We start from the raw sequence: 14,321 nt of genomic DNA, 5'->3' as shown, positions 1-14,321 counted from the left end.
GGCGCCCGGGCGCTGCGCGGGGCCGGGGCGGTCGCGCGCGCGCGCGCCGGCCAGCGCATCGCGGTGATGGACATCGGCGCCATGCAGTGGCGCTTCGGCCAGCTGGGGCGCATCTCGCGGGTCGACCTCAAGCTGCGCGACGGGGTCGACCGCGCCGCCTTCCGGCGCGCACTGGCCGAGGAACTGGAACGCGGCTTCCCGGGCCGCTTCGTGGTGCGCCAGCCGGACGACGGCGACCAGGAGCAGCGCAACGCCAACCTGAGCCGCGCCTACCGCGTCAACCTGACCGTGCTGGCCCTGGTGGCCCTGTTCACCGGCGCCTTCCTGGTGTTCTCGACCCAGGCGCTGTCGGTGATGCGCCGGCGCAGCCAGTTCGCGCTGCTGCGCGTGCTCGGCCTGGAGCGCAGGGAGCTGCTGGGCCAGGTGCTGCTCGAAGGGGCCGGCCTGGGCGTGATCGGCGCGCTGCTGGGCGTCCTGGGCGGCTATGCGCTGGCGGCCCTGGCGCTTGCCTACTTCGGCGGCGACCTTGGCGCCGGCTACTTCCCCGGCATCCGCCCCCAGGTCCAGTTCACGCCGGTGGCGGCCACCGTGTTCTTCCTGCTCGGCCTTGGCGTAGCCCTGCTCGGTTGCCTGGCGCCGGCGCTGGACGCCGCGCGCGCGCAACCGGCGGTGGCGATCAAGTCCGGCGCCGACGAGGCGGCGCTGGCGCGCCTGGCGCGGGTCTGGCCTTCGCTGCTGTGCCTGGCGCTGGGCGCCCTGCTTGCCTTCGCGCCGCCGGTGCTGGAACTGCCGCTGTTCGGCTACCTGGCGATCGCCCTGCTGCTCATCGGCGGCATCGGCCTGATGCCGCGCCTGGCCGCGGAGGCGTTCCGCCACATGGAACAGCGGCTGGCGCGCTGGCGCCGCGCGCCCCCGATCCTGACGCTGGCCGTGTCGCGCCTGGCGAACGCCCCCGGCCAGGCCGCGATCGCGTTGGGCGGCGTGCTCGCCAGCTTCAGCCTGATGGTCGCGATGGGCATCATGGTGGCCAGTTTCCGCGAGTCGGTGGACGAGTGGATGGGCCACATCCTGCCGGCCGACCTGTACGTGCGGGCGGCTTCCAGCGGCAACACGGGCTTCCTCACGCCCGAGCAACAGGCGGCGCTGCGCACCCTGCCCGGCGTGGCCCAGGCCCACTTCCTGCGCACCCGCCCCGTTTCCTTGTCGCCCGAGCGCCCCAGCGTGGTCGTGATCGCGCGCGACATCGATGCGCGCGACCCGGGCCGCCTGCTGTACCTGGTCGGCCAGAATGCCCCGATTCCGCCGGGAGCGCGCCCGGCCTGGGTGTCCGAAGCCATGCTCGACCTGTATGGCGCCCGCGTCGGCCAGGTCCTCAAACTCCCGCTCGGCGGCGCCCAGGCCGAATTCTTCGTCGCTGGCGTGTGGCGCGACTACGCCAACCAGGCCGGTTCGGTGGTGATCCGCCTGGCCGACTACCGCTCGCTCACGGGCGAAGCCGAAGTGACGGACGCCGCCCTGTTCGCGGCGCGCGGCAGCAGCGCCGGACAGCTCGAGGAGGCGGTGCGCACCCTGCCTTTCGGCGGCGCCCTGCGCACCATGTCGGCCGGCGAGATCCGCGCCGCCAGCCTGCGCATCTTCGACCGCAGTTTCGCGGTGACCTATCTGCTCGAGGCGATCGCCATCGCGATCGGGCTGTCCGGGGTGGCGGCCAGCTTCTCGGCCCAGACCCTGGCGCGCTCGAAGGAATTCGGCATGCTGCGCCACGTCGGCGTCACGCGCGGCCAGGTGCTGGGCATCCTGGCCTTCGAAGGCGGCTTTCTCACCCTGCTCGGGGTGGCCTGCGGATTCGCGCTGGGACTGGTCATCAGCCTGATCCTGGTTTATGTTGTCAACCCCCAGTCCTTCCACTGGACGATGCAGCTGCACCTGCCGTGGACCTTGCTGGGGAGCGTGGCCGCGGTGCTGGTCGGGGCCTCGGTCCTGACGGCGCTGGTATCGGGACGCTATGCGCTGTCGGGTGGTCCGGTACGCGCGGTCAGGGAGGATTGGTAATGCGGGTAGTGCTGTCGGTCTTGGTCTTGTTCTTGTCGTTCGCCCGGTGGGGCCTTGCCGCGCCGCCGGAATTCGCGCCGGTCGTTCCCGGCGCCGCCCTGTCCTTCCCGCGCGACTTCGGCGCCCACCCGGAATTTCGCACCGAATGGTGGTACGTCACCGGCTGGGTCGAGACCCCGGACCGCAAGCCGCTCGGCTTCCAGGTCACGTTCTTCCGCAGCCGCACCGAGCACGACCCGAAAAATCCGAGCGCATTCGCCCCGCGCCAGCTGGTGATCGGCCACGCCGCCCTGTCCGACCCGGCCCTCGGGCGCCTGGTGCACGACCAGAAAAGCGCACGCGAAGGCTTCGGCCTGGCCTGGGCGCGCACTGGCAACACCGACCTCAAGCTCGACGATTGGCGCATGGTGCGCGAAAGCTCGGGCACCTACCGCGTCACGATCCGCTCGAGCGAGCTGACGCTGGAACTGCGCCTGCAGCCGACCCAGCCGGTGCTGGTGCAGGGCGAAGGCGGTTATTCGCGCAAGGGCGCGAGTCCCCAGCACGCCAGCCACTACTACAGCGAGCCGCAGCTGAAGGTGAGCGGCAACGTGGGCCGCGCCGGCAGCGTACCGGTCGCCGTGACGGGCAGCGCCTGGCTCGATCACGAATGGTCGAGCGAAGCCCTGCAGCCCGAGGCGACCGGCTGGGACTGGATCGGCGTGAACCTCGACGACGGCGGCGCCCTGATGGCTTTCCAGATTCGCAGCAAGGGAGGTGGTAAACTATGGGCGCACGCCACCGTGCGCGATGCCGCGGGCCGCGTGACCCGCTACGCGCCCGACCAGGTGAATTTCACGCCCACCGCGCGCTGGAAGTCGCCGCGCACCGGCGCCGAGTACCCGGTGGCCCAGGACGTCGCCACCGGCGCGCTGCGCTGGCAGCTCACTCCCCTGCAGCAGGACCAGGAACTCGATTCGCGCCGCTCGACCGGCGCGGTGTACTGGGAGGGCGCGGTGACGGTCAGCCGCGACGGTAAGCGCCTCGGTCGCGGCTACCTGGAAATGACGGGCTACGTACGCCCGATGAAGCTTTGAACAGAAAAGAAAATTGAAGAACAATCCGCCCGAGACGATGACCTCCCGCTCCACCGGCAAACCCGATTCCGACAGCTCCCGTAAAAGCAGCCTGGCCGCGCTCAAGGGCCTGCTGCCATTCCTGCGTCCCTACCGCCGCCAGTTCGTCCTGGCCGGCATCGCGCTGCTGTTTGCGGCCGGCGCCACGCTGGCGATTCCCGCCGCCTTCAAGCAGATGATCGACCACGGCTTCGGCGCTGCGGCTGCCAACCCCGGCAGCCAGAACATCGAGCACGTCAACGCCGTGTTCCTTGCCCTGTTCGGCGTGGCCGCCGTGCTGGCAGTGTCCACCGCCGCGCGCTTCTTCATGGTGTCCTGGCTGGGCGAGCGGGTGGTGGCCGACGTGCGCGCCGCCGTCTACCGCCACGTGGTGCAGCAGAGCCCGGAATTTTTCGAGACCACCCGCACCGGCGAGGTGCTGTCGCGCCTGACGACCGACACCACCCTGATCCAGACCGTGGTCGGCACCAGCATCTCCCTCGCCTTGCGCAATACCCTGCTGTTCATCGGCGGCCTGGTGATGCTGTTCGTCACCAGTCCCAAGCTCACCGCGATCATCCTGGGCCTCCTGGTGCTGGTGGTGCTGCCGATCGTGCTGTTCGGGCGCCGCGTGCGCAAGCTCTCGCGCGACTCCCAGGACCGCATCGCCGACGCCTCGGCGCTGGCCGGCGAGATCCTCAATGCCATGCCCACCGTGCAGTCCTTCACCCACGAAGGCATCGAGGCCGGCCGCTTCGGGCAATCGGTCGAAGGCGCCTTCCAGACCGCGATCCGGCGCATTCGCGCGCGCGCGACCTTGACCCTGCTGGCCATCGTGCTGGTGTTCGGCGCCATCGTGTTCGTGCTCTGGCTGGGCGCCCATGCGGTGCTGGCGGGCACCATGACCGGGGGCGACCTCGGGCAGTTCATCCTGTACGCCTCGATCGTGGCCGGCTCGGTCGGCGCGCTGTCGGAAGTGATGGGCGAAGCCCAGCGCGCCGCCGGCGCCACCGAGCGCCTGCTCGAACTGCTGGCGGCCCGATCCGACATCCAGGACCCGGCCAATCCGCAGCCGCTGCCGGCTCGGTTCGCCAACGGCGCCCGCGTCACGCTCGACGACGTCAGCTTCAGCTACCCCTCGCGCCTCGATAGCGCGGCGCTGTCGCACCTCAAGCTCGACATCGCCGCCGGCGAGACCGTGGCCCTGGTCGGCCCCTCGGGCGCCGGCAAGACCACCCTGTTCCAACTGCTGCTGCGCTTCTACGACCCGCAGGCCGGCAGCATCCGCCTGGACGGCGTCGACATCCGCGACCTGGCCCTGCACACGCTGCGCGGCGCGATCGGCATCGTCCCCCAGGACACCGTGATCTTCTCGAGCAGCGCGCTGGAAAACATCCGCTACGGCCGGCCGGACGCCAGCGACGAGGAAGTGATCGCAGTGGCGAAAATGGCGGCGGCCCACGAGTTCATCGAGCGCCTGCCCGAGGGCTACGGGTCCTTCCTGGGCGAGCGCGGCGTGCGCCTGTCGGGCGGCCAGCGCCAGCGCATCGCGATCGCGCGCGCCCTGCTCAAGAACCCGCCGCTGCTGCTGCTCGACGAAGCCACCAGCGCCCTCGACGCCGAGTCGGAGCGCCTGGTGCAGCGCGCCCTGGAAGCGGCCATGGTCGGGCGCACCACCATCATCATCGCCCACCGCCTGGCGACCGTGCAGCGCGCCGACCGCATCATCGTGCTCGACGAAGGCCGCGTGGTGGAGGCCGGCACCCATGCCTCGCTGGTGGCGCACGGCGGCGTGTATGCCAATCTCGCGGCGCTGCAATTCCAGGCCCACGCGCCGCTCGAGACACAGGCTTGACCCGGTTTTCTTGCTGAAAGATTATAAAAGCCGTTGATATTCCGACAGCTGTGTTGTATGGACGCCCCGTTTTAGCTGAATTGTGGAAACCCACATTGCGTGCGGGAAATATCGAACCTTATGATAGCGCGTGTCCCATCTTGCCGCGATCTCATGAACAAGCGTCGATATCATCCTGCCAACTGGAGCGTTGGCACCCGCATCAGCGTCCTCGCCTTTGCCCTGATGGGCAGCATCATTGCCGCCCTCCTCGCCGCCGTGTCCATGTCGACTTCGGCCATGCTGGAGGAGCGCGCCCGCCAGAGCGTCTCCAGTGAGCTCCATAGCGTCGCCAATACGGTCGAGCTGTTCAACAAGAGCGTCAGCAGCGCGGCGAAAAGTTTCGGCCACATCTTCCGCAATTCGGTGCCGGGCGCCTTCGAGCTCGATCCCGTCGCCACGGTGGACATCGACGGCGCCGCCACGCCCACGCTCAAGCTCGACGGCAAGGTACTGAATCTCGACTTCAGCGCGCCCGACCAGTTCACCGCGCAGACCGCCGCCAACGCCACCATCTTCGCCGTCGACGGCGAAGACTTCGTGCGCGTGACGACCTCGGTGAAGAAGGAGAACGGCGAACGCGCAGTCGGCACCAAACTCGACCGCGCAAGCCCGGCCTATGCCGTGCTGCGCGAGGGCCGCAGCTACATCGGCCTGGTCACCCTGTTCGGCAAGCAAACCATCACCCAGTACGAGCCGGCGCGCGACGCTTCCGGCAAGGTGGTGGCAGTGCTCTACGTGGGCGTGGACATCAGCGAAGACATGAAGCTGCTGAAGGACCGCATCCGCGCGATCAAGGTCGGCGCGACCGGTTACTTCTACGTCCTGAACGCGGCGCCCGGCAAGGCCTACGGCGACCTGCTGGTGCATCCGGCCAAGGAAGGCAGCAATCTGCTCGACAGCCGCGATGCCGACGGCCGCCCCTTCATCAAGGAGATGCTCGAAAAGAAGAACGGCAGCATCGTCTACGACTGGCAGAACCCGGGCGAGACCGCGCCGCGCGAAAAATTCGTGGCCTACACCCACATCAAGGACTGGAACTGGGTCATCGCGGGCGGCACCTACCGCGACGAGATCACCGCGGCCGCGACCGAACTGCGCAACCGCTTCATCGGCTTCGCGCTGGCCGCCCTGGCGCTGCTGGCGGCGATCCTGTATGCCCTGATGCGAAGCAGCGTCTCGCGCCCGCTGGCACAGGTAAGGGACGTGGCAAGGCGCATCGCCGAAGGCGACCTGGGCGCGCGCATGGAGAGCGGCCGCCGCGACGAGATCGGCCTGCTCACCGATGCCATCAACAGCGTCGGCGCCAGCCTCTCGGGCGTGGTCGGCAAGGTGCGCCTTGGCGCCGAACAGATCGCCAGCGCGTCGCAGCAGATCTCGGCCGGCAACCTCGACCTGTGCCGCCGCACCGAGGACCAGGCGGCCAGCCTGGCCGGCACCGCATCGATGATGGACCAGCTCACCGCCACCGTGCGCCAGAACGCCGACAACGCGCGCCAGGCCAACCAGCTGGCGGTGAGCGCTTCCGGCGTGGCCCAGAAGGGCGGCGCCACCGTGGCCCAGGTGATCGAGCGCATGGACGCGATCAGCCAGTCCTCGCGCAAGATTTCCGACATCACCGGCGTGATCGACGGCATCGCCTTCCAGACCAACATCCTGGCCCTGAACGCGGCCGTGGAAGCGGCCCGCGCCGGCGAACAGGGCCGCGGCTTCGCGGTGGTGGCGGGCGAGGTGCGCAGCCTGGCCCAGCGCTGCGCGGCGGCGGCCAAGGAAATCAAGCAGCTCATCGAGGCCTCCAACGGCGAAGTCGAGGTGGGCAGCAAGCTGGTGGCCGAGGCCGGCGTCACGATGCAGGACGTGCTGGCGAGCGTGGCCCGGGTGACCGACATCATGGCCGAGATCACCGCGGCCAGCCAGGAGCAGTCCGGCGGCATCGAGCAGGTCAACCGCGCGGTCGGCGCCATGGACGAAGCGACCCGGCAGAATGCCGCCCTGGTCGAAGAGGCCAGCGCCGCCGCCCAATCCATGCAGGACCAGGCCGACCAACTGGCGCGCGCCGTGCGCCTGTTCCGCCTGGCCGAGGACCAGTCGGCGGGCGCCATCGCGGGCGCGCCACGCCGCCCGGCGCTGGGCCTGCGCTAAGCCCTTTCCGCGCCCGCGCAGTTCGGTGTAGAGTGGCAGGCTTCGCCAGGAGCCTGCCTTGAACGACACCGAACTGCTGCGCCAATGCCACACCATCTTTCCGGGCCACCGCGCCCGCACGCCCGCTGAACTGTTCGCCGCCATGGCGGCATGGAGCGAAGCGCACGGCGTCGAGCATGACGTCTACGGCAGCGGTGCGCTGCTGCAGGAGTTCGAAGCGAAGATCGCGCGCCTGCTCGGCAAGGAAGCGGCGGTGTTCTGCGTCAGCGGCACCATGGCCCAGGTGACGGCGCTGCGCCTGGCCTGCCAGGACCGCGGGCGCGAGCTGGTTGCCCTGCACCCGACCTCGCACGTCTTCGTGCACGAACGCTCGAACTACCAGTTGCTGGGCCACTTCAAGGCCTTGCAGGCCGGTGAGCGCTACCGCCCGTGGACGGTGGCCGACCTGGCTGCGCTTCCCGACCGCCTGGGTGCGGTCGGGATCGAGCTGCCCTTGCGCGAGATCGGCGGCCAGTTGCCGTCGTGGGATGAACTGGAAGCGCTCAAGGCGCACTGCCGCGAACGCGGCGCCCACCTGCACATGGACGGCGCGCGCCTGTGGGAAGCCGCCGCCGGCTATGGCAAGCCCCTGCACGAAGTCGCCGCCGGCTTCGATTCGGTCTATGTGTCGCTGTACAAGGGCATCGGCGGCCTGGGCGGCGCCATGCTGGCCGGCAGCCGCGAATTCGTGGAGCGCGCCGCCGAATGGTTCCGGCGCCAGGGCGGCAACCTGATCCACCGCTCGCCCTATGTGGTCGCGGCTGCGATGGGGTTCGACGCGCGCCTGGCGGCGATGCCGGCCTGCCTGGAGCGCACCCGATTCCTGTACCGGGAACTCTCCGCCTACCCGATCATCCGCGTCAACCCGGCGGCGCCGCAGGTGAACATGCTGCACCTGCACCTGCCTGTGACGCCCGAGCACGCGCTGGCGATCCGCCGCGAACTGGCCGAGCGGCACGGCATCTGGATGTTCAACCGCATCGCCGCCGCCGCCCTGCCGGGCACCAGTTCCTTCGAGCTGTACGTGGGAGACAACCTGCTCAATGCGCCCGACGAACGGGTGCGCGAGGCGCTTGCGCTGTTCGCGCGTGCGCTGGCGGCGGGCAGACAGCAAGCGCCCTAAGGCGGCAATGCCGCGTACCACTGCGCGTAAGGGGTGCCCGCGGCCATGCGCCGGTTGTAGTCGGGCGCACCGTCGGTCCACCAGACCGGCCCGCGCTCGCCGAGCGCACGCTTGGCCGCATCGACCTGCGCGCGGGCACGGCGCTCGGCGTCAGGGTCGCCTGCCCGTTTCGCGCTGCCGACCTGCCGGCGCGCGTCCATCAGTTCATCGACCAGTTTCTGCCGTAGCTCCGGCGCGAGCGCCGGGTTACTGGTGCGCCAGAGGCGGCCCGCGACGACGAAGTAGCGGCCGTCCGGGGTGGTGGGATACTTGCTGTCGTTCGGCATCGGCCTATCCTACCGGAGCGGCCTGCGCCGCTTCGCACGCCTGCCCGGGCAGCGGAGGCTGCCACAACCGGCATCGACCCGGCCGCTCTCGGTTACAATGACGGACTGTCACCTATCGTCATCCCCAATGCGCCAATACCTCGACTTCATGCGCCATGTGAAAGAGCATGGCGCGGTCAAGACCGACCGCACCGGCACCGGCACCCTGTCCGTCTTCGGCTACCAGATGCGTTTCGACCTGCAGCAGGGCTTCCCCCTGCTCACCACCAAGAAGGTCCATCTCAAGTCCATCATCCATGAACTGATCTGGTTCCTGCAGGGCTCGACCAACATCGCCTACCTGAAGGAAAACGGCGTCAGCATCTGGGACGAGTGGGCCGATGCCGAGGGCAACCTCGGCCCGATCTACGGCTACCAGTGGCGCAGCTGGCCGCTGCCTTCCGGCGGCCACGTCGACCAGATCTCGCAAGTGCTGGACCAGATCCGCAACACCCCTGACTCGCGCCGGATGATCGTATCGGCCTGGAACGTGGCCGACGTGCCGAACATGAAGCTGCCGCCCTGCCACGCCTTGTTCCAGTTCTACGTGGCGGACGGCAAGCTGTCCTGCCAGTTGTACCAGCGCAGCGCCGACATCTTCCTGGGCGTGCCCTTCAATATCGCGTCCTACGCGATCCTGACCCACATGATGGCCCAGCAGGCCGGCCTGGAAGTGGGCGAATTCATCTGGACCGGCGGCGACTGCCACCTGTACAGCAACCACCTGGAGCAGGTCGACCTGCAGCTCTCGCGCACGCCGAAGGAATTGCCGCGCCTGCAGATCCGCCGCAAGCCAGCGTCCCTGTTCGACTACCGATTCGAGGACTTCGAGGTCGTCGGCTACGATCCGGACCCGGCGATCCGGGCGCCGGTGGCGGTGTGAAATACCTACCTGGCGCTTGACATTGCGCTTGCAAAACGACAACATTTCCTACCTCCACACATGACGACGGACACGACGATGGGCAATGCAGCTTTGACTTTGGTAGTGGCCATCGACGCCCAGCGCGGCATCGGCATCGATAACCAGCTCCCGTGGCACCTGCCGGAAGACCTGGCGCACTTCAAGCGCGTCACCCTGGGCAAACCCATCGTCATGGGCCGCAAGACCTTCGATTCGATCGGCCGCCCGCTGCCCAAGCGCCGCAACATCGTCGTCACCCGCAATCCGGACTGGTCGCACGAGGGCGTGGAGACGGCGGGTTCGCTGCAGGCCGCCATCGACCTGTTGAACGGCGAACCGGCCAGCATCATCGGCGGCGCCCAGATCTTCGACGAGGCGATTCACCTGGCCGACCGCATGATCGTCACCGAGATCGACCATGTGTTCCGCTGCGATACCTTCTTCCCGCCGATCGACCCGGCCGTGTGGCGGGAAAGCGCGCGCGAGACCCACCATTCGGAGGCGAACGGTGTCGGCTTCGCCTACGTCACCTATACGCGCAAGGAGACTTGAGCCATGACGGAGCAGGCGGTTCGCACCCCGGGCACACGCGGCGGCGACGGTTTCGCCGGCAAGGTGGCGGTCCTGATCGCCATCCTGGCCACGCTCGGGACCATGTTCGGCTTCATCGGCAGCGCCTCGCACAACAACGCCGCCCTGTACAAGAGCAATGCGGCGATCGACAAGACCAGCGCGGCCAATGCCTGGAACCACTACCAGGCCAAGACCAACCGCCAGAACCTGGCCGAGGTGGCCGCCACCCTGCCCGGCGCGGACGGGGCGCGCTATCGCGAAGAGATGCGCCGCTACGGCGTCGAGAAGGACGCCATTCGCCAGGAAGCGGAACGCTTCGAAGCCAGCTCGAGCGAATGGAACACCCTGTCCGAGCAGGAGCTGCACCGCCACCGGCAGTGGGCCGCCGCCGCGGTGGCGCAGCAGATCGCGATCTCGCTGGCCGCCATCACCCTGCTGTCGCGCCGCACCTGGCTGCTCACGCTCACCAGCGCCGTGGCCGCCTTCGGCATCACGCTCGCCCTGTTCGCGGCGATCCAGGCCGATCCGGTGCCGTTCTCGGCCGGACCGCTGCTGGCGGCCTTCGGCGCGGCGGCCCTCACCGAGGCCTTCCGGCGGCTCGGCAGGAAGTTGGCCAGCTAGTGTGCGACAGGCAGCGCCTCGACTGGCTACTCTTGCGGGTATTGCGTAGATAAAGCTGCAAAATAATTGCACCGGCGCGCTTAATATCTGCGAAAATCCGTTTCCTCTTTTTTCCGGTGCCGTGGCCGGCGGACCGACCCACCAGGGCCGGCCGCTTCCGCGGCGCTTCGCTTTGGAGCTGTCCATGAAATTTCGTTTCCCCATCGTCATCATCGACGAGGACTTTCGTTCCGAGAACACCTCTGGTCTCGGCATCCGCGCACTGGCGGCCGCGATGGAGCAGGAAGGCATGGAGGTGCTCGGCCTGACCAGCTACGGCGACCTGTCCCAGTTCGCCCAGCAGCAGTCGCGCGCCTCGGCCTTCGTCCTGTCCATCGACGACGAGGAATTCGGCGGCGGCTCGGCCGAGGAAACCGATTTCGCCCTGACCGGCCTGCGCGCCTTCGTCAAGGAAATCCGCCACAAGAACGCGAACATCCCGATCTACATCTACGGCGAGACCCGCACCAGCCGCCACATCCCGAACGACATCCTGAAGGAGCTGCACGGCTTCATCCACATGTTCGAGGACACCCCGGAGTTCGTGGCGCGCCACATCATCCGCGAAGCCAAGGCCTACCTCGATTCGCTGGCGCCGCCCTTCTTCCGCGCGCTGGTCAACTACGCCTACGACGGCTCCTATTCGTGGCACTGCCCGGGCCACTCGGGCGGCGTCGCCTTCCTGAAGTCGCCGATCGGCCAGATGTTCCACCAGTTCTTCGGGGAGAACATGCTGCGCGCCGACGTCTGCAACGCGGTCGAGGAACTCGGCCAGCTGCTCGACCACACCGGCCCGGTGGCCAAGTCCGAGCGCAACGCCGCGCGCATCTACAATGCCGACCACTGCTACTTCGTGACCAACGGCACCTCGACCTCGAACAAGATGGTCTGGCACAGCACGGTCGCCCCGGGCGACATCGTGGTGGTGGACCGCAACTGCCACAAGTCGATCCTGCACTCGATCATCATGTGCGGCGCGATCCCCGTGTTCCTGATGCCGACCCGGAACAACCTGGGCATCATTGGCCCGATCCCGCTGGAAGAGTTCACCCCCGAGTCGATCGCCCGCAAGATCGAGGCCAACCCGTTCGCGCGCGACGCGGTGAACAAGAAGCCGCGCATCCTCACCATCACCCAGTCGACCTACGACGGCGTGGTGTACAACGTCGAAACCCTGCGCGAAATGCTGGACGGGAAGATCGACACCCTGCACTTCGACGAAGCCTGGCTGCCGCACGCCGCCTTCCACAGCTTCTACCAGAACATGCACGCGATCGGCGAGAACCGCCCGCGCGCCAAGCAGTCCATGATCTTCTCGACCCAGTCGACCCACAAATTGCTGGCCGGCCTGTCGCAGGCCTCGCAGGTGCTGGTGCGCGAATCGGAAACGGTCAAGCTGGACCAGGACGCCTTCAACGAGGCCTACCTGATGCACACCTCAACCTCGCCCCAGTACTCGATCATCGCTTCCTGCGACGTCGCCGCCGCCATGATGGAGGCGCCGGGCGGCACCGCCCTGGTCGAGGAATCGATCCTGGAAGCGCTGGACTTCCGCCGCGCCATGAAGAAGGTCGACCAGGAATTCGGCGACGACTGGTGGTTCAAGGTCTGGGGTCCGGACGTCGAGTCGGAAGAAGGCATCGGCGAGCAAAAGGACTGGATGATCCGCGCCGAGGACGACTGGCACGGCTTCGGCAAGCTGGCCGAGGGCTTCAACATGCTCGACCCGATCAAGTCGACCATCGTGACCCCGGGCCTGGGCCTGGACGGCAAGTTCGCCGACACCGGCATCCCGGCCTCGATCGTGACCAAGTACCTGGCCGAGCACGGCGTGATCATCGAGAAGTGCGGCCTGTACTCCTTCTTCATCATGTTCACGATCGGCATCACCAAGGGCCGCTGGAACACCCTGGTGACCGCGCTGCAGCAGTTCAAGGACGACTACGACCGCAACCAGCCGATGTGGCGCGTGATGCCGCAGTTCGCCGCGGCCAACCCGCGCTACGAAACCCGCGGCCTGCGCGACCTGTGCACCGAGATCCACCTGTTCTACAAGCAGTACGACGTGGCGCGCCTGACCACCGAGATGTACCTGTCGGACATGGTGCCGGCCATGAAGCCGTCGGACGCTTTTGCGAAGATGGCGCACCGCCAGATCGAGCGCGTGGCGATCGACGAACTGGAAGGCCGCATCACCGCGATCCTCTTGACGCCTTACCCGCCGGGCATTCCGCTCCTGATCCCGGGCGAGCGCTTCAACAAGACCATCGTCGACTACCTGCGCTTCGCACGCGACTTCAACGAGCGCTTCCCGGGCTTCGAGACCGACGTGCACGGCTTGGTCAAGCGCGAGGTGGACGGCAAGCGCGGCTACTTCGTCGACTGCGTAATGCTGGACGCGTAAGTCACAACGGTTGTAGCTATTCAAACGAGGGGCCTACGGGCCCCTTTCGTTTTTTCACGGTAGCCAAGTGTGAGAACGACGGAGTTAACGAAGTTGTTTGCCTACCGCATTTTCTAGCCTATCTCGACAGCGCGCCTAGATGTGAGGCTGTGGTCTTCTCGACAATAGTTCTGCGCAGCGCTTGCGCAAAGCCATCATGCCTTTACGTTGATGATGTTACAAGTTCTCTTCTTATGCCCACCGCATCATATCTGTTGCAATATCCTCGCAGAAGATGGGGAATATTGCCAACCCGCATCTACTCATCTATGATGCATTATGGACATTTTTATTGACATTTGCACACTACTAGGTGTAGGCAGAGTTTGCTGAATGAAGGGTATTGCAGCTGATGGATGAAGCGATCAAAGCAAGAGCGCAAAATCAGATTTTCAAGGTCAATGCTGAACTCGGCTGTCCATCGGGAAAGGACGCCTCGTATTCGCTCGACTTCGAAGAGCGCGAATATCGCCAGAAAGATTTAGTTGGGCTGATTAGGGACATGGTTCCTTATTTCGCACTAACAGAAGAAGAGATCGCATGTTTGCACAAGTCCGACTGGAACAAAGTTAGTTTCACCCGGATCTCGGACGCTCAGCCTACCAAAAAAGGCGACTATGGCGAACTGCTTCTATACATTATTTTGTGTATTTTTTATAAGTCTCCGAAATTCGTTACGAAAGCGAGGCTGAGATCATCCACAAGAGAACAGATTAAAGGTTTCGACTGTGCACATTTCTCGATCGAAGATAACGGGGGCGTTAAACTGTGGCTCGGTGAGGCAAAATTCCATGCTACGGTTTCCGGAGCGATTTCGTCCGCATTAAAATCGATTAATACGAATTTCACTGATATAAGCAAGGTTAAAGCCGAGTTAAAACTCCTTGGCGGTGAAATTGAAGTCAACAAATCGGCTTTGTTGCACAAATCGGCCCATCAGCGGCCGAGGCGCAGCACGGGTAAACTGACGGCATGATTGCTCCCGTAAAGCTGAAGTACCGAACGACCAACTGGAAAGACTACAACGCGGCA

11 protein-coding genes are annotated in these 14,321 nt (G+C 66.5%); 10 read left to right on the top strand and 1 reads right to left on the bottom strand.

What is annotated here, in order from left to right:
* From ACK4S9_RS22595 to ACK4S9_RS22575, 5 genes are all read left to right on the top strand, one after another.
* Positions 1-2,052 (top strand): FtsX-like permease family protein (locus ACK4S9_RS22595; RefSeq protein WP_409730103.1); only part of this gene is annotated, 2,052 nt, incomplete at its 5' end.
* Positions 2,052-3,128 carry a lipocalin-like domain-containing protein gene (locus tag ACK4S9_RS22590; RefSeq protein ID WP_409730101.1) on the top strand — a complete coding sequence of 359 codons (1,077 nt, stop codon included), beginning with the start codon at positions 2,052-2,054 and terminating at the stop codon, positions 3,126-3,128. The genes ACK4S9_RS22595 and ACK4S9_RS22590, both read left to right, overlap by 1 nt.
* Positions 3,129-3,165: 37 nt before the next feature.
* A complete protein-coding gene (locus tag ACK4S9_RS22585; RefSeq protein ID WP_409730105.1) occupies positions 3,166-5,001 on the top strand; it encodes an ABC transporter transmembrane domain-containing protein in 1,836 nt (611 codons plus the stop codon).
* 153 nt (positions 5,002-5,154) lie between these two features.
* Positions 5,155-7,182, top strand: coding sequence for a Cache 3/Cache 2 fusion domain-containing protein (locus tag ACK4S9_RS22580; protein ID WP_409730099.1), 2,028 nt, complete (start codon positions 5,155-5,157; stop codon positions 7,180-7,182).
* 58 nt (positions 7,183-7,240) lie between these two features.
* On the top strand, positions 7,241-8,344 hold the full coding sequence (locus tag ACK4S9_RS22575; RefSeq protein WP_409730096.1) for a threonine aldolase family protein: 1,104 nt from the start codon (positions 7,241-7,243) through the stop codon (positions 8,342-8,344).
* Here ACK4S9_RS22575 and ACK4S9_RS22570 read toward each other — a convergent pair.
* Positions 8,341-8,670, bottom strand: a complete 330-nt coding sequence (locus ACK4S9_RS22570; RefSeq protein ID WP_409730094.1) for a hypothetical protein — start codon at positions 8,668-8,670, stop codon at positions 8,341-8,343. The genes ACK4S9_RS22575 and ACK4S9_RS22570 overlap by 4 nt on opposite strands.
* A gap of 127 nt (positions 8,671-8,797) precedes the next feature.
* Between ACK4S9_RS22570 and ACK4S9_RS22565 the strand changes: the two genes are divergently transcribed.
* The 5 genes from ACK4S9_RS22565 (at position 8,798) to ACK4S9_RS22545 (ending at position 14,265) form a co-directional block, all read left to right on the top strand.
* Positions 8,798-9,592, top strand: a complete 795-nt coding sequence (locus ACK4S9_RS22565) for a thymidylate synthase (protein WP_409730092.1) — start codon at positions 8,798-8,800, stop codon at positions 9,590-9,592.
* Positions 9,593-9,670: 78 nt separating this feature from the next.
* Complete coding sequence (locus ACK4S9_RS22560; protein ID WP_409730090.1) at positions 9,671-10,165, top strand: dihydrofolate reductase; 495 nt, start codon at positions 9,671-9,673, stop codon at positions 10,163-10,165.
* Between the two features lie 3 nt (positions 10,166-10,168).
* Positions 10,169-10,807, top strand: coding sequence for a DUF4337 family protein (locus ACK4S9_RS22555; protein ID WP_409730089.1), 639 nt, complete (start codon positions 10,169-10,171; stop codon positions 10,805-10,807).
* Positions 10,808-10,991: 184 nt separating this feature from the next.
* On the top strand, positions 10,992-13,250 hold the full coding sequence (locus ACK4S9_RS22550; protein ID WP_409730087.1) for an Orn/Lys/Arg decarboxylase N-terminal domain-containing protein: 2,259 nt from the start codon (positions 10,992-10,994) through the stop codon (positions 13,248-13,250).
* 391 nt (positions 13,251-13,641) lie between these two features.
* The gene (locus ACK4S9_RS22545) at positions 13,642-14,265 is read left to right on the top strand and encodes a DUF1837 domain-containing protein (RefSeq protein WP_409730085.1); all 624 of its coding nucleotides are present in this window, start codon (positions 13,642-13,644) and stop codon (positions 14,263-14,265) included.
* The last annotated feature ends 56 nt before the right edge of the window (positions 14,266-14,321 follow it).

Source organism: Massilia sp. (assembly GCF_046293535.1).
GTDB lineage: Bacteria > Pseudomonadota > Gammaproteobacteria > Burkholderiales > Burkholderiaceae_D > Telluria.
This window is presented reverse-complemented; position numbering and strand designations above follow the sequence as displayed.